A 23,749-nucleotide genomic window follows, 5' to 3' on the forward strand; every position below is an offset into this window, starting at 1 on the left:
TTCCTGGTGCGCTCCCTGGCAGGTTCTGTGCCTGGGGTTGGGCGCAGGGTGCGCCGTGGCTGCGGCGTCGGTGTCAGATTTGGCGGATTTTGATTTGTGGGGCTACATGGCGTTTGGCCGGCTCTTTTGGACGGCTCCCGGCTTTCCGCGCACCGACCCCTTTTCCTATCTCCCTACGCGGGAACTGTGGATTTATCACGAATGGCTCACCGGCGTACTGCTGTACCCCCTGTATGCCCAGTGGGGCGGTCCGGCCTTGCAACTGCTGAAATATCTGATTATCGGCAGCATGGTATATGCCGTGTACCGCGGGGCACGAATCCGCGGGGCCTCGCCTTGTAGCGTGTTGCTGCTGATGGTGTTGTGGAGTCCTTTCATCGCGTTCGGCTTTAGCCCCATTCGGGCTCAGGCCTTCACGTATCTGTTTTTCGCCATCACCCTGCTACTGCTGGAATGGTGTCGGCTGCGAAACAGCATGCGACCGCTCTGGATGCTCACGCCCCTCATGCTGGTGTGGGCCAACCTGCACGGCGGTTTTTTGTCCGGGCTGGCCATGCCGGGAATCTACTGCTGCGCGGCCCTGCTCCAGCGCAGGAGCGCATGGCCCTACGCGCTTGCCGGCGCTGCGGCCGGTCTGGTTACGCTGTGCAATCCCTATGGCCTTGCATACTGGCATGAAATGCTCGATGCCGTGACCTTGCCCCGTTCCGAAATTGTGGAATGGAAATCCGTGCTGTTCATGCTGCGCGGCGGCGAATACCAGGGGCACGCCCTGCTCTTCTGCGCGCTGGCCCTGGTGGCGGCGGCATTGTGTCTGCCCCGGGACAACCGGAAGGATCCGGCCCTGGGGGTGCTGCTGATCACGGGCTATATGGCCGCCAGCCACGTGCGGCACCTGGTCTTTTTTGCACTGGCGTTCGGAATATATGCACCTTCCATGCTGGACACGTTCCTCGCCTCGCTCAAGGAGAACTCTCCTGCGAGTCCGAACCGGTGGCGCTGGCTGGGGCTGGTATGGCTGTGCGTGCCACCCTTGCTGCTTGCCGACACCGCATGGCAACTGGCCGGCCGGCTGCGGCACATCCACCCCTTGACGCTCGCGGCCCTGGAAAAGACCACCCCTCACGACAACCGGCTGTTCTATCCTGTGGGAGCAGTGCGGTTCCTCAAGGATGCCGGGCTGTGCGGAAACATTCTCTCCAATTTCGCCTGGGGGGAATACCTGTTGTGGGAATTGGCTCCAGCGTGCCGCATTGGCATCGATGGCCGGTACGAAACGGTGTATCCGCCCGAGATCACCGCCGCCTATTTCGATTTCATGTACGGCCGGGCTGGCGGCATGGCTTTTCTGGAGCAATGGCCCCATGACCTGCTGCTCTTTGCCTCCAGCGACGATATGTTCCACACAGCGCGTCGCCTGCCCGGCTGGGTGCTGGTGTATGCCGATCCGCACTCCAGGCTCTTTGCCCGGCAGACCTTCCTGGATGCCCGCGGGTGGAACGCCCCACTGGTGCGCCCCGATGCCTCCTGACCGCCAATCCTGCGACTCGCGGCACGCTGCAACCGCAAGGCGCGGCCGCTATTCCAGCAGCCATTGCCCGAAGAACGGGTCCACCACATGGAGGCCGTCTTCGCGTGTTTCCACAAGATCAAGTTCTGCCAGGTACTTCAGATTGTAGCTTGCCGTGGAGGCGGGCACGCCGGTTTGCTGCACAAAATCCCTGCTGCCCACCTGGGCGCCGGGCATGGCGGCCACGGCCTTGAGTACCTGTAGCTGTGTGGCGGACAACGGCTGAATGAAGGCCCGGTAGATGGGCTCCTCCGAGCGCCGGATGCGCGCGAGCAGCAGCGGAAGTTCCGCCAGGCCCGGACGTTCCCCGGCGGTTAGGCGCCGGTGCAGCTCCGCTCCCAAGTGCTGTAGATAATAGGCATATCCGCGGCTGGCTTCGGCCATGCCCGCCAGCAGATCCGCCGGGACTTCGGCCTCGCCGTACCCCAGGTCGGCCAGGCCGGCCCCCAGGTACTGCTCCATGGCCGGTCTGGGCAGCGGGGGCAGGTCCATGGTCTGGCTGGAACGAAAGAACATGCGCCGTTCGTCCTCAAACATGGCCCGCAGCACGCTGCGCCGGCTGCCCAGAAAGAAGAACGCCGCCGGCAACCCCTGGATGGCTGCCCGAATGATGCGCTCCAGCTGCGGAGCCTCCTTGATGCGGCTGATCTCCTGGAATTCGTCCCAGATGAAGAAGAACCGCAAGGCATCGTGCCGGCGCACAAAGGTGGCGAACTCCTCCATGGCCTGCTCGAAACGCCTGAGGGGATCCGGCACGCTGGTATCCAGCTGCGGCGCAAAGGAGACATCGCCCGTCTGGCTGACGCCTATCGATATCCGCAGCGTTTTGAGGGCCTTCACATAACGGGTGATCGTCTCCAGGCTGGATTCCCGCCGGTACAGCGCGGCCATGAGATCCCCGGCAATGCGGGTGGCCACGCCGTCCACACTGGCAGCCTTGGAGAAGTCCACCTGCACGGTGACGAAGCCCTCGCGCTGCAGTTCATGTTCCACCCGGCGGGCCAGGGAGGTCTTGCCCGTGCGGCGGGGCGCGTACAGCACCACATTGGTGTGTTGCCGGGCGTGGTGCAGGAGGTCCTGCAGCTCCTGTTCGCGGTCGCACAGACGCTGCCCCGGATCCAGCGCCTCCAGGGAAAAGGGATTGCGCGCCATCGCCATACACGCCTCCAACACGGTCGCCCGGCCGAACAGAATGGGCAGGAAGGGCCGGCATCAGGCACTCTCAGTCCCCCTGCACCGGAATGCCAACACAATAAAGTTGTCGCAAAAAGTTTGCAACAAAATAGTTGTGAAATTGCAACGGGCCGGATCGCCGGGGCGGGGCGGGCGGCCAGGCCTTCCCCTGGCCCTCCTCGCGCCGCATGAGGGTTCGCGTCAGATGCCGAGGTAGGCTTCCCGGATGTAAGGGCTGTCCAGCAGATCCTTGGCTGCCCCTTCCATCACCGGCCGGCCGTGTTCCAGCACGTAGCCACGATCGGAGAGGCTGAGGGAGTGCTTGACGTCCTGCTCCACCAGCAACACCGTGAGCCCCTTGTCTGCAATGGCGCGGATGGTGCGGAAGATTTCCGCAATCAGGATGGGTGCCAGGCCCAGGGAAGGTTCGTCCAGCATCAGCAGTTTGGGGCAGGCCATGAGGCCGCGGCCAATGGCCACCATCTGCTGCTCGCCGCCGGAAAGGGTCATGGCGGCCTGGTGCTCGCGTTCCTTCAGGCGGGGGAACATGGAATAGACCTCCTCCAGGGTCTTTTCCCGCACGGCGTAAGCCTTTTTGTTGTGGGCACCGGCAAGGAGGTTGTCCTTGACGCTCATGAGCGAGAAGAGCCGCCGGCCTTCCGGCACGTGCACCAGCCCGTGGTGCACCACCTCTTCCGGGGGCAGGGTGTGCATGGCTTCGCCGTTGAAGGTGATGGTCCCGGAGGTGGGTTGCAGGAGGGAGGAAACCGTCCGGAGCATGGTGGATTTGCCGGCGCCATTGCCACCGATGATGGAGACCACCTCGCCTTCTTCCACGGTGATGTTCAGGTCGAACAACACCTGCACGTCGCCATAGGCGGCATTGACGTTTTCAAGATTAAGCTGTGCCATAGTTTTCCCCCAGGTAGGCCTTGATGACATTTTCGTCCCGGGCCACCTGCTCCGGTTTGCCGCGGCAGATCTTCTTGCCAAAGTGGATGACGACGATTTCGTCCGAAAGGGCCATGATGGCCCGCATGATGTGTTCGATGACAAAAATGGTCATGCCCCGCTGGCGCAGGGACTGGATGATGGCAATCATGTCGTCCACCTCGGTGGGACGCAGGCCGGCCATCACCTCATCCAGCAGCAGCAGCTTGGGATTCGTGGCCAGGGCGCGGGCGATTTCCAGGCGCTTGCGGTCCGCAATGGTCAGGGAGCCGGGCAGGGCGTCCTGCTTGTCCCGCATGCCCAGGAGCGAGAGCACCTCCTGGGCCTTGTCGCGGGCTTCGTCGCGGCGGTCCGTGGTGGCGAAGGCCCCTACGGTGACGTTGTCCAGCACGGTCATGGACTGGAAGGGCTTGACGATCTGAAAAGTGCGAGCAAGACCTTTTTTGCATAGATTCCAGGGCTTTTCACCGGTGACATCCTCGCCGTTGAAGAGGATGCGCCCCTTGGTGGGCTTGTACAGGCCGGCCACACAGTTGAAGGCCGTGGACTTGCCCGCGCCGTTGGGGCCGATGAGGCCGAGAATCTGCCCCGGTTCGATTTCGAGACTCAGTTCATGCACGGCCACGAGGCCGCCAAAACGCATGGTGATTTCCTGAACTTGCAACAGGCTCATTGCTGGCCCTCCTGCGGCAACGTGCTGGCCGGGGTGTCTGGCGTCTTTCCGGGGGTGCTGGAGAAGCGCGCGGCGAGGGAATCGAGGATTCGGGAAAGCGGCAGGGTCAGGCCGCGCGGCTGGTAAAGCATGACGACGATCAGAATCACGCCAAGAATGATCAGATGCAGCCCGGGCAGGGTGGCCGAAAAATAAATGCGGCTGAATTCCGTCACCGGCCGCAGCAAGAGCGCCCCGATGATGGGCCCGGCAATGGAGCCACGCCCGCCGATGAGGGCGATGAAGGCCAGCTCAAAGGACAAATCCAGGGTCAGCACGCTTTTGGGGTAAATGAACAGGGTCAGCTGGGCCAGGAAGGTGCCGGCCAGGGCCGTGAGAAAGGAGGAAAGCACCATGGCCAGGACCTTGTACCGGGCCACGTTCACGCCCAGGGCCTGCGCGGCCTCCGGGTCTTCGCCGCCGCTTTTGAGGTAATACCCTATCTTGGAACGGGAAATGGCGCAGGTCATGATCACCACGGCCACCAGCATGAGCAGGATAATGTAATAGTACGGCTCCTTGCTGGCGAACTGAAAGGCCCAGAAGCTGCCCTCGCCCTGCTGCAGGGGCGGGATGTTCAGCCCGCGCGGGCCATTCAGCTTGAACGGGCCGAGCATGTCGATATTTTCCACCATCACGCGGATGCCCTCCACAAAGGCCATGGTGGAGAGGGCAAAATACGCCCCGCGCATTTTCAGGGTGGGCTTGCCGATCAAAAAGCCCACGGCCGCGGCGAGCAGCCCGCCCACAAGCATGCCGATCCACGGCGTCACGCCATACTGCAACCACAGCACGGTGGAGGTGTACGCCCCGATGCCCACAAATACCGAATGCCCCAGCGGCAGCACCCCGGCAAAGCCCCCTACAAGATTCCAGGTGGTGGTCATGTACGCATACACATACAGAATAATCAAAATATGCAGGTATGTTGCGCTGCGCACCACCAGCGGCAGGGCAAAGGCCGCCAGCGTGACGGCAATGAGGAAATTGCGCTTGAATTGTTGTTGTGTCATGGGTCGTCCGCCTTTGGCTTACCAGTCCTGTTTCTGTCCGAACAGGCCAGAAGGTTTCACAAAAAGCACCAGCAGAAACAGGGCGTACACTATGCCCTCCGTCCAGGTGGAGGCCATGAAATTGGGGCCGATGGACTCGATAAGCCCGATGATGATGCCGCCTGCCAGGGCGCCCCAGATGGAGCCCAGCCCGCCCAACACCACGATGACGAACGACTTGATGTCAAAGGGAATGCCCACGGTGGGGTAGACATTGTAAAACGGCGTGAGCACCGCGCCGGAAATGCCGGCCACAGCCGTGCCGATGCCGAAGGCGATGTTGAAAATCTTCCACTGCCCGATGCCCATCAACCCCGCGGCCTCACGGTCAAGGCTGGTGGCCCGCACGGCGCGGCCCAGGCGGGTATGCTGCAAAAACAGATGCAGACCGCCGGCAGTCAGCAGCGTGGCGATGGCACCGTACAGCTTGGGGGCGGAGATCAGGATCTCGCCCATCTCCAGCATCTGGCCCTTCAGCGGGTTGGGATTGAGGGCGCGATAATCCGGGCCGAACACCAGCAGCGCCAGGTTATCCAGCACGTACCAAAGGCCGGTGGTGACGATGATGACCGTGATGGGCTCGCGGACATTCCTTTCAGCAATGAAGATGGGGCGGATCAGCAGATTCTGGATCCAGTACCCGAACAAGAACATGGCGGGAACAATAATCACCAGAGCCAGATATGGATGCAGCCCGGAAAGGGTGACCGCCCAGTACGCGACGTACATGCCAACCATGAGAAACGAGCCGTGGGCGAAGTTGATGACTTTGAGCACCCCGAAAATCAGGGTCAGCCCCAAGGCCACCAGACCGTATATCAGGCCCATGAGCACGCCGTTGATACAATCCTGTGCGATGAAGACCAAATCCATGAAAGGGCTCCGGACGGTTTGTGGAGCAGGGCCCGGGCCCTGCTCCACGTCGGGGGGAGGTGGCGGTTACTTCTTGGGCATGGGGAAGACGGGGGTGTAGCCCGCGCGGCGGGCGCCCTTGGGCCACACGGTGATGCGTTCCAGGCCCTTGCCCAGGTCGTTGATCTGCACGATGGCCAGGGCGGCGTTCTGGTTCTGGCCGGATTCGTCAAACTTGATGGCGTCGTAGGCCACAATCATGCCAGGGCCGGAATTGTAGTTGGTTTCGGCAAGGGCCTTGCGGATGGCGGCCGGCTCCAGGGAGCCGGCGCGTTCCAGCGCGTCCGCCAGCACGTACATGGCCACGTAGGCATCCACGGCTTCGCCCGTGAGGTTGGTGCCGAATTTGGCCTTGTATTTCTCGTTGGCTTCCTTGGCGCCGGACTTGTTCACGTCCGCTTCCCATTCCACGATATCAAAGACATAGCGGGCGTTCTCCCCGCAGCCGGAAAGGAAGGTCGGGTCGGCATGGCCGCCGCCGGAACCCAGGATGACCTTGGGGCTCACCTTGTAGTCAGCCAGGGTGTTGGTCAGCAGAATGGCGTCGGCCGCGTTGGAAACCAGCAGCAGCACGTCGGGCTTGGCCCGGCGGATCTTGTTCACCAGCGGCGTCAGGTCCGTGGAGGAAGACGCGTAGGGCTCGTCCAGCACCACCTGCATGCCGGCGCTCTTGGCCAGTTCCTTCCACTGGGCGGCAAAGCCGGTGCCCCAGTCGCCATTTTCATACACAAAGGCCACGGTGGAGAGGGTTTCGCCGAACTCCTTCTGCATGTCCTTCAGGAAGGCGAACTGATCGCGAGTCCACCAGGAGTCCTTGGCGGCAATGCGGAACACGTTCTTGAAGCCGCGCTCGGTGATGGTGTCGCGCACGGAAACCGGCACGATGTACGGGATGCCGTAGCGTTCAGCCACCGCGGTGGAGGGATAAGTGACGCCGGAGTTCCAGGCGCCGGTGATCAGGTGCACCTTTTCCGTGTTGATGAAGCGTTCGGCTTCGGTCACGCCCACGTTGGGGTCAGACTTGGAGTCTGCATACAACAGCTCGATCTTGGCGCCGCCCAGGGACTTGATGCCGCCAGCAGCGTTGATTTCTTCCACGGCCATTTCACGAGCCTGCTTCCCCTGCAGACCCACGGAGGCGGAGGGACCGGAAAGCGGCAGGATGTTGCCCACTTTCACGACGGTTTCGGCAAAACCCGTGCCCGGCAGGGCCAGGCACAGCAGCAAGACGGCGGCGCGCAGGGAAAATCGTTTCATTCTTCTCTCCTTATGCGTGGTGGGGGGCGTTATGCGATGGCGGCAAAACCTTCGTCGATAATGGAAAGGGCCTTGTCCAGCTGGGCATCGGTAATGACCAGGGGCATAAGCGTGCGGATGACGTTGCCGTAATTGCCGCAGGACAGCAGAATGAGGCCCTTTTCGAAGCAGAAGGCGGTCAGGGCCTTGGCCTTGTCCGCGGCCGGGGTCTTGGCGGTGCGGTCGTGCACCAGCTCCAGGGCGATCATCGCGCCCTTGCCGCGCACATCGCCGATGAGGGGGTACTTTTGCTGCATCTGGCTGAACGCGGCAAAGAGCTTCTGCCCCAGGGCCTCGGACCTGGCCACCAGGCCTTCCTCCTCAATGGCTTCCAGTGCGGCCAGGGAGGCGGCGCAGCAGACGGGGTTGCCGCCGTAGGTGCCGCCCAGGCCGCCCACCTGGGGGGCATCCATCAGTTCGGCCCTGCCGGCCACGGCGGAGATGGGCATGCCGCCGCCGATGGACTTGGCCATGCACACCAGATCCGGCTCCACGCCCCAGTGCTCCATGGCGAACATCTTGCCGGTGCGGGCCGCGCCGGTCTGCACCTCATCCGCAATAAAGACGATACCGAACTCTTCGCAGATGGCCTTGAGCTTGGGGAAATACTCCTTGGGCGGCGTGGCGAAGCCGCCCTCGCCCACAATGGGTTCCACCAGCAGGCAGGCGATGTTTTCTGACGCGAAATTGTTGATGAAGGCATTGCGCAGCAGGTCGGCGCAAGCCACACCACAGGAAGGATACTCCTTGCCCACGGGGCAGCGGTAGCAATAGGCGTATGGAATGCGATAAATTTCGGGCGCGTATGGACCAAAGCCGAACTTGTAGGGCTTGACCTTGCTGGTCAGGGACATGGCCAGCAACGTACGGCCATGGAAGCCGTTCTCAAACACCACCACCCCCTGCCGGCCGGTGGCATGGCGGGAAATTTTGACAGCGTTTTCCACGGCTTCGGCCCCGCTGTTGAACAGGGCGGCCTTTTTGGGGAAGGAACCGGGCGTGAGCGAGGCCAGCTTTTCCGCCAGGGCCACGTACCCTTCATACATGACGATGTGAAAGCAGGAGTGCAGCAGCTTGTCTGCCTGCTCCTTGATGGCGGCCACCACCTTGGGGTGATTGTGGCCCACGTTCATCACGCCGATGCCGCCGGCAAAATCAATGAACTCACGGCCTTCCACATCCGTAATGATCGCCCCTTCCGCCTTGGCAGCAAAGACGGGGCCGGCGTTGAACACGCCCTGCGGAACGGCCTTGGCTCTTCTTTCCAACAACGCTTTTGTCAGCTGGTTCATGCTTTTCCTCTCTTGAGATGCTGTTGCCTGAACCCTCCTCTATCAACCAGTGTGCCCTTTTTGGACATCAGTTAGTATTTCAGATGGTTAATGGGCCATGCGCCCAAAAACTTACAATGCAATGATGCAACAATGAATCACATCGCCAAATTTTGTGCGATTCACTCGAAAATTCGATTCATAGTTGAATCAATCCTGATACGCTACAGCAGCAGCGGCTTGATTATCAAAACAATTTTGGTTTTCGACAAAAATGTCATTATTTGTGCTGCAAAATCAGCGTGATAGACGTGCCCACACAATTGCCGCCTGAAACAGGCTCGCCAGCGGTGATTCAATTGTAAATCGAATCTGTCGCAAGCCGCGGGCTGTGTGGGCGAGCAGGCAGGAGAGGATCATGGCGCGGGGAGCGCAAGGTACTCAGGAGCACGACAGGGACGAGAGGCGCACCCCTTGTAAACGGATCCCCTTCTCGCACCCTGCCCTTCGAAAGCTTTGATAGTATCCTGCAATACCAATAAAAGTCTTTGGAAAGGGGGATCGGGGGAAGAACCTTTCTTCAGAAAGGGTTTCCCCCGGGCGGTCTTTTTCAGCCGGCGCGGGGTGGGCGGATGCCGTGACGCTTGAGCTTGCGCACCACGGAAGGCTGGCTGATGCCGAGATAGGCCGCCATCTCCCGCGTGCCATGGCAGACGGAGCGCGCCTTGAGCAGCATTTCCCGCTCCACGGCGTCCACGGCGGCAGCAAGAGAGGTGGGTTCTTCCGTCTCAGTCCGTTCGACGGCGCTGCCGATCTGATCTTCCAGAAACTCGTCCAGCACCTCGTCATCACACATGACCACACCCTGATGGATGAGGCCCATCAGCTCGCGCACGTTGCCCGGGAAGGGATGCCGCTGCAACTTATCCAAAAAACGCGGGGTGATGCGCTTGCGTGTGCCGAAGCGCTCGTTATCCTGTTTAAGCAGCAGGGTCACCAGTTCAAAAAGATCTTCGCGCCGTTCACGCAGCGGTGGTATGGAAACGGTGAAGGTCTTGAGCCGATAGAGCAGGTCTTCCCGGAATTTCTTGGCCTCGACCATGGCCTTGAGATCCCGGTTGGTTGCAGCAATGATGCCGCATTTGAGCGGATGGGGCTTGTTGCCGCCAAGGGGCAGGAATTCCCGCTCATCCAGGGCCTTGAGCAGCTTGGCCTGACCGGAGGGGGAGATTTCGCCCACTTCATCCAAAAACAGGGTGCCTTCGCCGGCAAGTTCCATCAGCCCCACCCGGCCCGTTTCCAGGGCCCCGGTAAAGGCCCCTTTTTCGTAGCCGAAGAGTTCCGCCTCAAACAGCGCATCCGGCAGAGCCGCGCAGTTGACCGAAATGAACGGCTTGGCGCTGTGCGGGCCGCTCTTGTGAATGAACTTGGCCAGCAACCCCTTGCCCGTGCCGGATTCACCCAGCAGCAACAGGGTGGTGGCCTCCAGCTGGGCCAGTTTCAGGCAGGTCATCAACACGCGGCGCATGGATTTGGATTCCGCCACCACGCCGCCGCGCTCGTATTCCAGCATGGTCAGCCCGTCCAGTTCGCGCTGGACTTTTTCCTGGGCGCGGCGGGCCTGCTCCAGATTTTCCTGCAGGGTGTTCAGATCGGTGATGTCACGTTCGTTGGCCACCACCAGAAAGAGATCGCCCTTGTCGGTAAAGGCCGGGGTGCCGGTCACCAGCAGCTGCTTGCCGGTCTTTTTGATGTTCTGGATGATGGTCTGCTGCCGCTTGGTCTTGAGCACGCGCATGGTGACAGAATCGTCAATCAGGCCACGCTCCAGGATGTTGCGGACATTCTGCCCGCGCAGGGTGGCGGCATTCAGGCCATTGAGCCGTTCCGAGGCGTGGTTGATGTCCAGCACCACGCCGTTTTCATCCGTCACCCAGATGCCATCACTGGAGGAATCAAAGATGGTTTGCAGCCGGCGGGCCAGATTCTGGTAGGTTTCCAGACTGCAGGCCATCTGTTCGAAGCGCTCCGGCCGCTGCAGGCTGATGACGGCGCCGGCAAGCCTGCCTTCCTGCATGAGGGGGGTGATTTCGAAAAAAAGCTGGTTGCCCTTGTCCACAATGCGGCCCACGCCGGCCTTGAACTCGGCAGTGGTAAGGGCCTTGCGCGCCTTGGGCGTGGCCAGGGGCAAAATCTGATCACCTGGACCGCCAAGGCAATCCTCCACATTCCGGCCGCGCTTGTGCAAAAAAAGCTTGGCCCCCTTGTTCAGGTAGAGCACGCGGCAGTCCAGATCAAGCGCAACCACGGCGTAGCTCACGGAATCGAAGATGGAGAGCAGGTCGGCGGATGGCATCATGATCACTCTGTATCAGACGGCATGCGTCTCGAAAAGCAGGGTGCTGACATGGCAACACGCCGGAATTGCAGGCAGCGGGGAGCGCATGGCCCCCCGCCTTGCCTGGGATCCGACGTCCCGCGCGCGTACGGCGCGGCGTCAGCCAATGCAGATGGGTTTGACATTGACAAATTCGCGAATCCCATAGGTGCCCAGCTCGCGGCCGTAGCCGGAATTGCCAATGCCGCCGAAGGGCAGGTGCACATCGCTGCGCACCAGACTGTTGATGAACACGCACCCGGTGCGGATGCGCGCGGCAATCTCCACCGCGCCCTCCTCATCCTGCGACCAGACGGAGCCGCCGAGGCCAAAGGGGGTATCGTTGGCCAGAGCCACGGCCTTATCCACGGAGGACACGCGGAACACCAGGGCCACGGGGCCAAACAGTTCCTCCTGGCACACGCCTGCATCTGCAGGCACATCCGTAATAATCGTCGGAGGATAGAACGCTCCTGGGCCTTGCGGAATGCTCCCGCCCAGGATGATGTGCCCGCCCGCCGCCACGCAGCGATCCACCTGTTCCTGCAACTCCTGCCGCAACTTTTCGGAAGACATGGGCCCCATGTCCGTGGCCCGGTCCAGCGGATCCCCCACCACCAGCGCCCGGAAACTTGCGGTCAGCCTGGCGACAAAGGCATCATAGACGCCATCCAGCACAATGAAGCGCTTGGCTGCAATGCAGGTCTGGCCGGTGTTGCCGCAGCGGGACATGGTGGCAATCTTCACGGCTTCGTCCAGGTCGGCATCGGGCAACACAATAAAGGGGTCGCTGCCGCCCAGTTCCATCACGGATTTTTTCAGCCGGGCGCCTGCGGCAGAGGCCACCTTGCGGCCGGCCGGCTCGCTGCCCGTGAGGCTGACGGCGAAGACGGACGGGTGATCCAGCACCGCTTCCACCTGCCGGGCCTCAATGAGCAAGGTGCGGAACACATGCTCCGGAAAGCCGGCATCCTTGAAGATCCGCTCAATGGCCAGGGCGCACTGAGGCACGTTGGAGGCATGCTTGAGCACCACCGCATTGCCCGCCATCAGGGAAGGCGCAGCAATGCGGAACACCTGCCAGAACGGGAAGTTCCAGGGCATCACCGTGAGAACCGTGCCAAGGGGCTCGTACGTGATGAAGGCCTTTCTGCCCGCACCGGCCACGGGCACCGGGGCCAGCATGGCCTCGCCCTCAGTGGCGTAATAATCGCACACCGTGGCGCACTTGAGCACTTCGCCTTCGCCCTGGCGCACGGGCTTGCCCATTTCCCGGGCCATGATCTCCGCCAGCCAGGGCGCGTGATGCCGCAGTTCCTCGGCAACCTTTTTTAGATACTCTGCCCGCTTGGCATAGCTGAGTAGCCGCCAGGTATCCCAGGCCGCTGCCGTGGCGTCCAAGATCTGCTGCGTGTGTTCGGATGTATACGCATCAAACGAGGCAAGCATTTCTCCGGTGGCCGGATTGACGCTCTGGATGGCCATTCCTCACTCCTTGCAAGTTATGAACAATAGCGGACTGTTGCGCGCCCAGCCGTCACGGGCCGCGGGGCCTCACCGGGCAGCACAGTGGCGCATGTTGACTAGCAGGGAGTGTGCCTTGTCTGGAAAATGGAATTATATGAGCAAACTAGCGCGTGGCACCTGCACATGCCACGCGCTAGCGATTCACCAATGAATCATTGGCGCAAGTATCCCGATGAATTTAAACAATAAGAGCCTGATTCAATACTGGATCGATCCGGCATGCCGGACAGGCGGCACCGGGACAGGCGGCCGTTTATCCACGATTCGCAGTGTCCGCCTTGCCCGCGATGTCCACCCACTGCCAGTGCTCGCCAAGCTGCTTTTCCTTGGGGGCGCGGTACCAGGCGATGAAATCCCGGGCCATGGCCTTGATCTGGTCACGTATTTTTCTGGTTTCCGCCAGCTTTTCCTCATGCGTGCCTTCCAGGGCTGCGGGATCGGGGAAAGGCAGGTGCAGGCGGTGCGTCAGCCCGGGGAACACCGGACACGCCGCCGCAGCGCCTTCGTCGCAGACGGTGATCACGGCCTGAAACACCGCGCCGGATTTGAACACCTCAAACACGCTTTGCGGGGCTTTTTGCGAAAGATCCACACCATCTTCGCGCATCACCTCCACCACCAGCGGGTTGATGGGGCGAGGATCGAACCCGGCGCTGGCAGCAGTGATACTGCCCTCGGAGAGCAATTCCACATACGCCTCTGCCATCTGGCTGCGAGCGCTGTTGTGCTCGCAAATAAATAGGACATTTGCGTGTTTCACATCCATTCTCCGTGCGTTATGAAAGATGATTCCGGCAAATTCCTCTGTTGATTCACAGCCAGCGCCCCCGGCGGCAGCACGCGCGTGCCGCAGGTCCAGACGCGCCCTATCCTCCAGGGCCAGGGGCTCGGTCCGGCCCAGGGCGTCAAACCATGCCAGGAGCGGCCGCAGCGCGGGGGCTGCCTCCAGGGCGAGGCGATAATACATCCACCGTCCTTCGCGCCGGCATTCCACCACGCCGGCCTGTTTGAGCACTCCCAGCTGGCGCGAGGCAGAGGACTGCGGCAGATCCAGCACGGCCTGCAGATCGCAGACGCAAAGCTCCCCGGCTCGCAGCAACAACGCCAGACGCAGGCGGGCAGGGTCGCCCAACGCGGCCAGGACTCGCGCAACTTGTTCCATATATGTCCCTTTCTGTCATGGCGAAACCATGACGGTCATGCTTTCCGGCCAGTCACCCGGATGCTGGCCACGCGCCCCAGTACCCCTTCCACATTGTCCCGGGCCAGGAGCCCGCGCAGCTGGGCCTCGTCATACACCAGTCGGTCGGCCACCTGCACCTCCACCAGACCTGCCATGGTCAGGCCCTGGAGATAGGCCGCCTCCGCCATGGCCCCGCCCACGCACGCACAGTAGGCGGCCTCGTCGCAGCGCAGTCTGTCAGGCAGGTTCTCGGCCACTATGTCGGAAATGCTGATCCGCCCGCCTGGCCGCAGGACGCGGGCAATCTCCCTGAACACGGCCGGCTTGTCCGGGGACAGGTTGATGACGCAATTGGAGATGACCCAATCCACGCTGCCATCTTCCACGGGCAGGGCCTCAATGCAGCCTTTGCGCAGGGCAATATTGCTTTTTCCGGCGGCCTCGATATGGCGCCGGGCAGTGTCCAGCATGGCATCGGTCATATCCACGCCAATCACGCTGCCCTGCGCCCCGACAAGATCCGAGGCCAGCAGCAGATCCAGCCCGGCGCCACAACCCAGATCCAACACCACTTCCCCGGGTTGCACGCCGGCCAGGGCCAGGGGGTTGCCGCAGCCAAAGGAAAGGCCGCTCACCCCGTCATACGTCGCGGCCTCCGGCCCATAGCCGGCAAAAGCCACCACAGACCCACCGCAACACCCATCCCGCGCCCCCTGCAGCGCCTGCTCCAGAGCCCGGGAATAGGCGGTGGACACCTGGAGATGCGTTCCATTCGGTTTCATTGAAGCCTCCTTTGTATCAGGCTTCAATATATTCTAAAATTCGAATATGTCAATTCAAGAATGGTACTCCCACGATCTGCCGCTTCTCCCTTCCGCCAAGTCAGGGCACTGCGCTGTCCAGACGGCTGCAATGGCCGACTGTTTCGTCCAGCCTGGGCTGATTCCGGCCGTGCTGGAGCTGGGGCGCCTCCACCGAGCCTCCCCGCCGCATCGCCCATCTGAGCATGGAAAGCTGAAGGCCCCGTGGCGTCCCGTAACACCGCGTGACGCCGCGTGACACCGGTGCAGGCCGGTGGAAACCGCTTGTCCCGCATGCGGGCTGGCCGTATGGTCCCCCGGAAATCGTTCTGGCGGGCGGGACGCATGACGGCGGCCCCGTGTCCCGCGGCTTCAGGCAACCTCATCAATACCGGCGGAGCTCATGAAGGTTGGTCGTAATGACCCATGCCCTTGCGGCAGCGGAAAAAAATACAAGAAGTGCTGTCTGGCAGCCCTGCAGGAGGCCGAAAACACGCCGTATCGTCGCATCAGCGACACCTACAACGCCCTTGCGGACAAGCTCATGCAGTTTACGGAACGGGAACTGGGCATGGACATCATGGACCTTGCCCTGGACGCGTTTTTTCTGGAAGCGCTGGACCAAAGCGGGCGGGAGCCGTTCCAGGGATTCTCCCAGCTGTTCGTGCCCTGGGCCCTGTTCACCTGGATACCAACCCCTGACGCCTTGCAGACGCTGGAGCCGCCCTACCCTCCGGATCTGACCATTGCCGAGGTGTTTCTGCAGCGCAAGGGGCGCAGCCTTGACGCCAGGGAGCGGCAAATCCTCGCGGCCGTGGGCCGCAGGCCCTTCACGTTTTGCGAGATCTTTGCCGTGCAGCCCGGCGAAGGTTTCCGCTGTCAGGATCTCTTCACCGACGCCGAGCGCTCAGTGACGGAACAGAGCGCCTCACGGCAGCTGCAGCAGGGGGATATCCTGTTCTGCTCCATAACTGCCATGGAAGGGTTTGAGATGCTCATTGGCATTTCGCCCGTGCTGTTCCCCGCGTCCTTCAAGCCGCGCGTGCTGGAACTTCGGGGCACCCTGCCCTTTGGGGGCGGCGGCGCCAAGGCCGACGCCGTCTTGCTCCAGGGCGACCGGGAGATCCGCGCCTTGTATCTGGCCATGCATGCGGACCTGCATCGCCTGCCCGGCCGGGGAGCGTAACCCTCTCGAGAATATGGTGGGATGCCTTTCTCCGGGAAAGGCATCCCAACCTTGCGGTATTATTCCAGGCCCATGCCCTGATGGTGCACGGGGCTGTCCATGTCGTCAGTGTGGCAGGCCCGGCACTGCTTGTCTGCGCCCAGGGGGCGGGCGGCCTGCTGGTACTGCAGGGGCTGGAGGTTGTCGCGGTCTGCGCCGTAGGGGTTGTGAGCCGGGTACAGGCCGTGCATCTGGCCGTGGCAGCCGGAGCAGAACACGGCGCCAAGCTCGTCCTGACGGGCCTTGAAACGTTCGGAGGCCTTGGCCGTCCAGACCCCGAAGGCCTCAGAACCCTGGGGGTCCATCAGGTCTGTGTGGCAGGTTTCGCAGGTGGGCTGGCCAGTCCAGGCCTGCCGGGGGGCCTGCCGGGGGGCCGCGCTGTCCTGCGCCTGGCCTTCCGGCGCCAGTACGGCCGCATAGCGGGCCACGCCCTGCACGCCCCGGGTCTGCTCGTGCGCGATGAGAGAAAGGGCATGATCCTCCATGCCACCGTGGCAGGCTGTGCAGTCCAGGCCGGCATCGTCATGCGGGCCGCGGAAGGCGCGGGTGGCCCCCTTGGGATTGACGGGATGGCACATGGCGCAGGCATCGGCCCCGCGGCCGGCCAGATACACGGCGTGCAGGCCGTGTATGGCTGTGGAGAGGTTGGGAACCGTCTTGCCCGGCGCGTCCTCGTCCTTGTGGCAGGAACGGCAGGCAATCTTGCCGCCCTGGCTGGACAGATCCGTCAGGTTCATGCGGTCGTGGCTCTTGAGTATATCCGCTGCCGTGGCCTCGGCAATGCCGGCCACGCCGTGCGACCAGCCGCCACCGTGACAGTTGTTGCAGCCAAGTTCCGTGGAAACGGGCAAGATAACCTTGGTTTCCGCCAGCAACGCACCGGAAGTGTCGCGCGCCTGGAGCGTGGCCACGGGATAAGGCTGGAAGCCGGACACCGCATAGGGCGAGACGGGCAGATTTTCGGCCCGGAAAGCCCGTTCCGTCAGCGTCAGGGTTCCATTGCCCTGGCCGGGGACGCTCCAGGTCAAAGTCACTTCTTCGGTGACCAGCTCGGGAGACATGCCACGCCGGATAAGCTGGGCGGTCAGGCCCTGGGCCGGGGATCCAAGATCAATCCTGGTGGAATCAAACCACATCTGCGTACCGTGATCCGCCGCGGCAGTGAGCATGAATTCGGCTTCCTCGGCAAAGGGCGGCACGGCTTCGTCCACCTGGACAAGCTCCACGGCTGCCGGCGGGGTGACCTGATGCAACCCTTCCGTCAGCCAGGCAGCCAGGGCCTGCTTTTCTGCGGCGTTGCCGAAGAACGGCGGCATGTATTTGGTGATCTTGCCCAGGCCGGTCAGCAATGCTTCCATGCCGGCGGTGCTGTAGCGGGCGCTGCGGGGCAGGATGTCCAGCATGGGGCCGCCTACGCTGTGGCAGCTTGCGCATTCCAGGAAAAAGAGCTCGCGGCCGGCGTCCAGGCGGTTTTCCGGCGTCACGGTCTTGTGTTTGACCCAACGGGCCTGGGAGAGGATGCCCGTTTCGTTCAGTCTGGCGGCGTTGGCCGTGAGAATGCCATTGGAGTAGATCAGCCCGGTGATCAGATACGGCCGGCGTGCGGCCTCGCGCATGAATTCATAGGAGCCAAGGAACAGAAACGAGGCGGCCAGGGTGGCCATGGCCAGCACCCGGGCGGCGCGTCGGGGCAGCCTGGCCGTCAGCAAGGCTCCCCCGGCCAGGACGATGGGTCCGGCCCACCAGAACACGCGCATCCCGGCGGCCACCTCGGGCGAACGGCCCAGGGCCATGAGTTGCTGTTCCGGACTGAGCACCACAATGTGCCACCAGCCCGAAGCCACGACCACCGGCAGGGGCAGCACGGCCCACAAGGCGCAAAAGCGGGTCAGCCGCTTGCGTTCCACCGCATCGCCCCCCCCCAGCGCCGCGCCCTGGACGGTCATCAGCCCGAACACCCCCGCAATGGAAGCGGCCATGGCAAAGCGGAAAACCAGACCTGGGAAGTAGGTCGGATTGAAGAACCCGTCCCAATACCGCCGAGTTTCCAGCCAGTCGCCAGGCGTAAGCATCAGGGAAATGAAGCCCTGCACCACTGCCAGCGACCCAAAGGCAAAGACGAAGTACAGCCAGGCCAGAATCAGCCGCCGCGTGGAGCGTTCGCCTTCGAAAGAACGCATGTAGACCAGCAAGGTCACGATCTCGGCCAGAAAGAACGTCCATTCCGTGGCCCAGCCAAACACGAAATCATGAATCAGAATGGACGTGGCCGCCGGGGCGACGATGGAGATGGTGAACCAGATGCCCACCCCCGTCAGCCCGCCCACAACCATGGTCAGATGCAGGAAAAATTTGGCGTAATGGCGAAGGTAGTCCTTCAGGGCTGTCAGGCCATGCCGCTGGACCCGGGTTTCCATGATGGCGATGAACAGGCCGCCGCCCACGGCAAAATGCGCAATAAAAACATGGATGGTGGCCACCAGGGCGATGAGCAGGCCGCCACCCCAGGTCAGCCAGTGCAAAAACGGGTATTCCATGGTCTAGACCCTCCCTTTCTTGTCGACCATGGGATGTCGTGCGGCCCAAATGACCACCCCAAGGCTTACGGCCACGCAGGAAAGGAACATGACCACCGTGCTCGGCTCGGGACGTACAGACAGATTGGCAGGATCAAAATACGGCTGCAGATACAGCTGCCGCAGCACGCCGCGCATGGCGGTCATGATCAGCACCGTGCCCACCGCGGCCACGGCCGTGGCCATGAGCCGGCCCTTGAACGCCAGCAGCACCGCAGTCAGCGCCCCGGCCAGACCGGCCAGCAACAGTCCGGTGGCGGCGGTATCGCCCCCCATGAAGGCCAACAGCAGCGGCTGGGGCAGCGCCATGAGCCACCAGATCCCCCAGGTCATTTGCACCACCGTGGCCCAGGCGAACCAGTGCAGGCCGTCCGCGGTCAGTCTGGCGCCGTGGGGATCGTGGTGCCTGGTGCGCCGGTGGCCGACCATGGCCAGGGTCAGGCCACCAATGGCCACGGCAGCGGTGACAAAATGCAGCCACCGGGGCCAGAGGGTCGGATCGCTCCAGGGCAGCAGGCGGCCGTCTGGCTGGTCGAAATATCCGTGCCAGAGGTCCGGCCGGACAAAGAGCACCGCGTTTTGCGTTTGCGCCAGCGCCACGGCAAGCAACAACAGACTCATGAGCGCCCAGACCAGGGTCCCCCTCCCCTCCCCTCTGTGCAGGGCATATTTTTGCCGGTAGGCCAGACCGTAGGCGGCCATTACCATCACAAAGATGCCCACCCACCACACGGCCATAAGTGTGTTGGAGACATACAGGAACTGCCCATACAGTGCCTGCACGAAGAGCAGCGGGGCCACGCCGATGTTCACGGCCAGCGCGGTAAAGCTTGGAACCATGCCCGCCTGCTGCCCCAGGGCCTTGGCCCGATGGCCTGTCTGTTTGAGCGAACGTACGAATCCAATGAGGCACAACCCAAGCATGGCGTTCATGAAAAGCAGATGCACCGCAAAGGTGGCATCGAGCAACAGCCGGAAAAACCACGGGGCAGCAGGAATGGAATCCGCTGCCGGGATGAAGGCGCTTGCTTCCATGGCACGCTCACTGTTGAGATTGTAGCACACTGCATAATTACCCGCCGTTCGTGTGATACGTCAAGAACGGGGCATGCAGTGTGCTGCTCTCAGACAGGCCGCGGAGTCAGTTGCACCCGCTTCCGGGTGGCGCAATCTCCGGGCAGCGCGCCATGGTGCTGATTACCTTTCCGATCCAAAGTAGCCCGGCACCCCCTCTACCGCAAGATCCGTGAGCAGGCCCGGATGGTGCGGGGCCCAGCCCAGCGCCTCCCGCGTGCCCTGGCTTGAGGCTGGCATATCCATGGCGGCAAAGTGTGCGAGCCAGCCGAAATGCTCCGCTGCCTGCTCAGGGGGCACACTGCTGCACGGAAGGTCCAGGCCGCGGCCAATTGCCGCGGCTATCGACCGGAACGGCACTCCTGCCTCGGCCACAGCGTGGAAGCGGGCCACCCTCCCCTGCTCCCCGGTCACTGCCCAGTCCCTCTGTTCCAGCACGAGCCGGTACAGCCTGGCCGCATCCAGGCAATGCACCGCCGGCCAACGGTTCAAGCCCTCGCCAATGCAGACGGATACGCCCTTTTCCCTGGCAATTCGGATCAGCATGGGGACGAAACCGCGATCCCCGGCCCCATGCACGGATGCTGGCAACCGGATCACGGCCACGCGAGCGCCCAGTTCGGCCACTGCGGCCGCGGCTGCTTCCGTGGCGGCGCGGGGCACCCCCGTGAGACCGGCTTGCGGGAGAGTCTCTTCTGTGGCCAGATGTCCTTGCGGAAGAATGCCGATGGCCGAAGTAATCAGCAATGGCCGGCCGGTTCCGGCCAGTTCCCGTCCCAACGCCTCGAGTGCCCGGCGGTCCAGCTCGCAATTTTCCTTGAACCTCGAAAAATCATGCACAAATGCGGTGTGTATTACCGCGTCTGCCTTGGCTGCCCCACGGCGCAGACTGTCCAGATCATCCAGGCTGCCCCGGTGCGTTTCCATTCCCCTGCCGGCCAGGACCTCAGCCGCTTCCTCCGTCCGGGCCAGCCCGCAGATCTGATAGCCGGCCTGCTGCAGCTCCCGCGCCACAGCGGCCCCCACAAATCCGGTGGCGCCGGTAAGAAAAATCCTGTTACCCTTCCTCTGCATGGCTCAACCCTCCTGAAGCAATGATGCGTGCGTCCCATTGCGTGTAGTCGAGCCTAGCCGTATGATCCATGCGGAAAAATCCATACTTTTGTCGAGATCGTCCCAATGGAGTCACCGAATATGGATCCACTGTCAGACGTCCTGTCTCTGCTCAAGCCTCGCAGTTCTGTCTCGGCTGGCTTTGATGCCGGCGGCGAGTGGGCCATTCGGTTCGGCCCGCAACATGGGCATATCAAGTGCTACGCGGTGGTCACCGGGCAATGCTGGCTGACGGTGGAGAGTGTTCCCGATCCCGTGCTCCTGCGGGGCGGGGATTGCTTTGTGCTGCCGGGCGGGCGGCCTTTCTGGCTCGGCAGCGGCCAGACCGTGCCGGCGGTGGAGGCCGGCGACGTGTTCCCCCCGGCGCGGGCGGGCGGCGTGGTGGTCCACAATGGGGGCGGGGACTTTTTTCTGGTGGGCAGCCGCTTTGCCGTACAAGGCGACCATACCGGACTGTTGCTGCGAATGCTTCCGCCCATTGTGCACATTCGGCAGCAGTCGGATCAAGCCGCGTTGCGCTGGGCTGTGGAACGGATGATGCTGGAGCTTCGCGAGCAACGCCCCGGTTGTCTGCTGGTGGCCCAGCACCTGGCACACATGATGCTTATTCAGGCCCTGCGGCTGCATATGGCTGAACAGGGAGCTGACCGGACCGGCTGGCTGTTTGCCCTCGCGGACCGGCAGCTTGGGACGGCCATTGCGTCCATGCACCAGTCCCCTGCCTTGCCCTGGACCGTGCAGAAACTGGCAACGGTGGCCGGCATGTCCCGCTCCACGTTTGCCCTGAAGTTCAAGGCCATGGTGGGCCTTGCGCCCATGGAATATCTGACACGCTGGCGGATGCTCCTGGCTGGCGACCGGCTGGCACAAGCCGAGGAGCCCGTGGCCGTTATTGCCGAGTCCCTGGGGTACGCCTCGGAAAGTGCGTTCAGTCTGGCCTTCAAGCGGGTCATGGGTCGCACGCCGCGGGAGTATGGCCGCAGCGAGCGCCGTTCAATATGTTGAATAAACAGATTAAATTTAACTTATTTGAGTGTGCACTTATTTACGCAAACAAGTACACACTCAAATAAGTATTTCATGTTTCTTGCATTTACGCGGACTCCAGGAGCACGGTATGGAAAAGCACCATATAACGACGTAGGCGCGCAATGCAGTGCGCCCATACGCGCTTACTCAATTACTCAACTACAGCCTTGGCTGCCTCCCCTGCATGTTGACTGATGAGCCTCCACGAAATCCGATAACATTCTTCTCACCTTATTTCGTGGACATGACACTAGCCGTTGCGTGCCAGCCAGTCTTGCAAGGCTTCGACCAGAATATCCTGATTGGTCCGCCGCAGTTTGACGCCAGCGATTTTGAGCTGGGTGTAAATGCTGTCCGGCACCTTGACCGAAAGCTGATAGAGCCGGCCGGCCGAGGCCTCGGGCACGGGGAGGGCGGAGTTGGCGGGGGCAGCAACGACTTTGGGCGGATTCTTGGTTTGCACCAGCCCTTCCAACGATTGAATTTTTTTGCTCATTTCTTTTTACCCTTGCCCAGTTGCTTGAGTACGTACGTAAATAATTGCGCAATCTCTTCAGCACTCTTGCTTGCCGGATCGGTCTCCTGCACGGTGCGGCCATCAATCATGGAAGCCGCAAAGTCCTGCCGCTGGTGGATGATGACCGGCGCCACGGTGCCATGCTGGGACAACGCGCTCGAGGTCTGGTGCGTGAGCCGGGCGCGATAGGCGGCGCCGTTGATGGCAAAGACCAGACGCTTGCCGGCACTTTCCACCAGATCCACTGTGGCGCCAATGGCCCGCAGGTCATGCGGCGACGGGCGGGTAGGGATGAGCACCAGATCCGCGCAGGCAATCACCCGGGAGATGAGGCCCGAAATGGCCGGCGGCGTGTCCACAATGGCCAGGGCGGCACCGGCGGTGTCCAGCCGCTCCAGATGCTCTGCCAACGCCTCCGGACGACAGTCCGCCAGGAGGGGCGTTTCGGCACTGCGCTCTTTCCACCAGGCCGAGAGGCTGGCTTGCGGGTCCGTATCTACCAGGGCCACGGGACCATGCCCGGCCAGCTCGGCCGCCACGGCCAGATGCCCGGCCAGAGTGGTTTTGCCCACGCCGCCTTTCTGGGACGCAATGACGAGGGTTTTCACGTCAGCAACTCCTCAATGTGGTGAGTAAGTGAGTAACTAATGAATCACAGCTGCACTCTTGTCAACAGCCTGCACGCAGCGTCGGCGCATGCAATTCTTGCTGGTACGGGCGAGGGGGAGCGCATGCTGTGAGCTGGGGCACGACTTCTCTGAGACGCGGCAGACTGTGGGATGCCCGCCATTCGCACAGAAATGGCCCAGGATTAGACGAAGTCTAGAAAATGATCCTACGTTGCCTCTATGAAGGCTTTTTGCGGCACAGGCCATTTTTGCGCCAAAAATGGGGGGCTGGGGGCGAAGCCACCAGTAAAGGCCCGCAGGGCCGGTGCTCCAGCAGGCGAAGCCTGCCCCTTCTTGGATTCCGTCCTCTTCTTTCTTCCTGGTGCAGGGGGGCCGTTTCCACTGCCGTGTAGCAATCACGGCAGCAGGGGAGGGTGGAGCGGGGCTGTTTTTCTTCTTATGACTGTCTATGACTGTTTCTTAATATAGATACGCACCCGTCAGGGACCACTAAACCCCGAACCCAGGGGCCAGTAAACCCCGAATGCGGCTTCTGGGCGGGCAAAATGCATTTTGTTGCGAAATTCAAGCTGGTTACCTCGCGAAGGACCATTAAACCCCGAAGCGAGCGGCCAAAAAGCATGATTCTAACATCATTTCGAAGGATTATTTTGCCAAGGACCACTAAATCCCGAATTGAATGAAATCAGCTTGTTATACTTAAAGTAACGCTTGAGCTTTTTGTGGAGCCCCTCCAGGAGGGCTGGAGCGTGGCCGGACGCG

Annotated in this window: 19 protein-coding genes; 3 read left to right on the forward strand and 16 right to left on the reverse strand. The window is 62.1% G+C overall.

Going from position 1 to position 23,749, the window contains the following annotated elements:
- Window positions 1-55 precede the first annotated feature (55 nt).
- Complete coding sequence (locus tag ACYQ00_RS20600) at window positions 56-1,531, forward strand: hypothetical protein (RefSeq protein WP_460033930.1); 1,476 nt, start codon at window positions 56-58, stop codon at window positions 1,529-1,531.
- A 48-nt stretch (window positions 1,532-1,579) separates the two neighbouring features.
- Here the strand turns inward: ACYQ00_RS20600 and ACYQ00_RS20605 are convergent, their stop codons facing one another.
- The 11 genes from ACYQ00_RS20605 to ACYQ00_RS20655 all read right to left on the reverse strand — a co-directional run bounded on the left by ACYQ00_RS20605 (window position 1,580) and on the right by ACYQ00_RS20655 (window position 14,806).
- A complete protein-coding gene (locus ACYQ00_RS20605; protein ID WP_460033931.1) occupies window positions 1,580-2,728 on the reverse strand; it encodes an AAA family ATPase in 1,149 nt (382 codons plus the stop codon).
- 216 nt (window positions 2,729-2,944) lie between these two features.
- The gene (locus ACYQ00_RS20610; RefSeq protein WP_460033932.1) at window positions 2,945-3,655 is read right to left on the reverse strand and encodes an ABC transporter ATP-binding protein; all 711 of its coding nucleotides are present in this window, start codon (window positions 3,653-3,655) and stop codon (window positions 2,945-2,947) included.
- On the reverse strand, window positions 3,642-4,367 hold the full coding sequence (locus ACYQ00_RS20615) for an ABC transporter ATP-binding protein (protein WP_460033933.1): 726 nt from the start codon (window positions 4,365-4,367) through the stop codon (window positions 3,642-3,644). The genes ACYQ00_RS20610 and ACYQ00_RS20615 overlap by 14 nt, the downstream gene beginning before the upstream one ends.
- Window positions 4,364-5,419 (reverse strand): branched-chain amino acid ABC transporter permease, encoded by a 1,056-nt coding sequence (locus tag ACYQ00_RS20620; RefSeq protein ID WP_460033934.1) that lies wholly within the window; start codon window positions 5,417-5,419, stop codon window positions 4,364-4,366. The genes ACYQ00_RS20615 and ACYQ00_RS20620 overlap by 4 nt, the downstream gene beginning before the upstream one ends.
- 18 nt (window positions 5,420-5,437) lie before the next feature.
- Window positions 5,438-6,331: a branched-chain amino acid ABC transporter permease gene (locus ACYQ00_RS20625; protein WP_460033935.1), complete on the reverse strand. Its 894-nt coding sequence runs from the start codon at window positions 6,329-6,331 to the stop codon at window positions 5,438-5,440.
- Window positions 6,332-6,397: 66 nt separating this feature from the next.
- On the reverse strand, window positions 6,398-7,627 hold the full coding sequence (locus ACYQ00_RS20630) for an ABC transporter substrate-binding protein (protein WP_460033936.1): 1,230 nt from the start codon (window positions 7,625-7,627) through the stop codon (window positions 6,398-6,400).
- A gap of 29 nt (window positions 7,628-7,656) precedes the next feature.
- A complete protein-coding gene (gene gabT, locus ACYQ00_RS20635) occupies window positions 7,657-8,958 on the reverse strand; it encodes a 4-aminobutyrate--2-oxoglutarate transaminase (RefSeq protein ID WP_460033937.1) in 1,302 nt (433 codons plus the stop codon).
- A 589-nt stretch (window positions 8,959-9,547) separates the two neighbouring features.
- Complete coding sequence (locus tag ACYQ00_RS20640; RefSeq protein ID WP_460033938.1) at window positions 9,548-11,296, reverse strand: sigma-54 interaction domain-containing protein; 1,749 nt, start codon at window positions 11,294-11,296, stop codon at window positions 9,548-9,550.
- A 138-nt stretch (window positions 11,297-11,434) separates the two neighbouring features.
- Window positions 11,435-12,799 carry an NAD-dependent succinate-semialdehyde dehydrogenase gene (locus ACYQ00_RS20645; RefSeq protein ID WP_460033939.1) on the reverse strand — a complete coding sequence of 455 codons (1,365 nt, stop codon included), beginning with the start codon at window positions 12,797-12,799 and terminating at the stop codon, window positions 11,435-11,437.
- A 295-nt stretch (window positions 12,800-13,094) separates the two neighbouring features.
- Window positions 13,095-14,003, reverse strand: a complete 909-nt coding sequence (locus ACYQ00_RS20650; RefSeq protein WP_460033940.1) for a metalloregulator ArsR/SmtB family transcription factor — start codon at window positions 14,001-14,003, stop codon at window positions 13,095-13,097.
- A 35-nt stretch (window positions 14,004-14,038) separates the two neighbouring features.
- Window positions 14,039-14,806, reverse strand: coding sequence for a methyltransferase domain-containing protein (locus ACYQ00_RS20655; protein WP_460033941.1), 768 nt, complete (start codon window positions 14,804-14,806; stop codon window positions 14,039-14,041).
- Between the two features lie 421 nt (window positions 14,807-15,227).
- On the opposite strand from ACYQ00_RS20655, the gene ACYQ00_RS20660 reads away from it, so the two are divergent.
- Window positions 15,228-16,010 (forward strand): SEC-C metal-binding domain-containing protein, encoded by a 783-nt coding sequence (locus ACYQ00_RS20660; protein WP_460033942.1) that lies wholly within the window; start codon window positions 15,228-15,230, stop codon window positions 16,008-16,010.
- A 59-nt stretch (window positions 16,011-16,069) separates the two neighbouring features.
- Here the strand turns inward: ACYQ00_RS20660 and ACYQ00_RS20665 are convergent, their stop codons facing one another.
- From ACYQ00_RS20665 to ACYQ00_RS20675, 3 genes are all read right to left on the reverse strand, one after another.
- Window positions 16,070-18,586 carry a c-type cytochrome gene (locus ACYQ00_RS20665; protein ID WP_460033943.1) on the reverse strand — a complete coding sequence of 839 codons (2,517 nt, stop codon included), beginning with the start codon at window positions 18,584-18,586 and terminating at the stop codon, window positions 16,070-16,072.
- Between the two features lie 3 nt (window positions 18,587-18,589).
- Window positions 18,590-19,660, reverse strand: coding sequence for a hypothetical protein (locus ACYQ00_RS20670; protein ID WP_460033944.1), 1,071 nt, complete (start codon window positions 19,658-19,660; stop codon window positions 18,590-18,592).
- 162 nt (window positions 19,661-19,822) lie between these two features.
- On the reverse strand, window positions 19,823-20,773 hold the full coding sequence (locus ACYQ00_RS20675) for an SDR family oxidoreductase (RefSeq protein WP_460033945.1): 951 nt from the start codon (window positions 20,771-20,773) through the stop codon (window positions 19,823-19,825).
- Between the two features lie 120 nt (window positions 20,774-20,893).
- Here ACYQ00_RS20675 and ACYQ00_RS20680 point away from each other — a divergent pair, with 120 nt between their 5' ends.
- A complete protein-coding gene (locus ACYQ00_RS20680; RefSeq protein WP_460033946.1) occupies window positions 20,894-21,817 on the forward strand; it encodes an AraC family transcriptional regulator in 924 nt (307 codons plus the stop codon).
- 274 nt (window positions 21,818-22,091) lie between these two features.
- On the opposite strand, the gene ACYQ00_RS20685 is transcribed toward ACYQ00_RS20680, so the two are convergent.
- Together ACYQ00_RS20685 and ACYQ00_RS20690 are read right to left on the reverse strand one after the other, a co-directional pair.
- Window positions 22,092-22,337 carry a hypothetical protein gene (locus tag ACYQ00_RS20685; protein ID WP_460033947.1) on the reverse strand — a complete coding sequence of 82 codons (246 nt, stop codon included), beginning with the start codon at window positions 22,335-22,337 and terminating at the stop codon, window positions 22,092-22,094.
- Window positions 22,334-22,966 carry an AAA family ATPase gene (locus ACYQ00_RS20690; RefSeq protein ID WP_460033948.1) on the reverse strand — a complete coding sequence of 211 codons (633 nt, stop codon included), beginning with the start codon at window positions 22,964-22,966 and terminating at the stop codon, window positions 22,334-22,336. Before ACYQ00_RS20690 ends, ACYQ00_RS20685 begins: the two co-directional genes overlap by 4 nt.
- Window positions 22,967-23,749 lie beyond the last annotated feature (783 nt).

The organism is Megalodesulfovibrio paquesii (genome assembly GCF_054653055.1).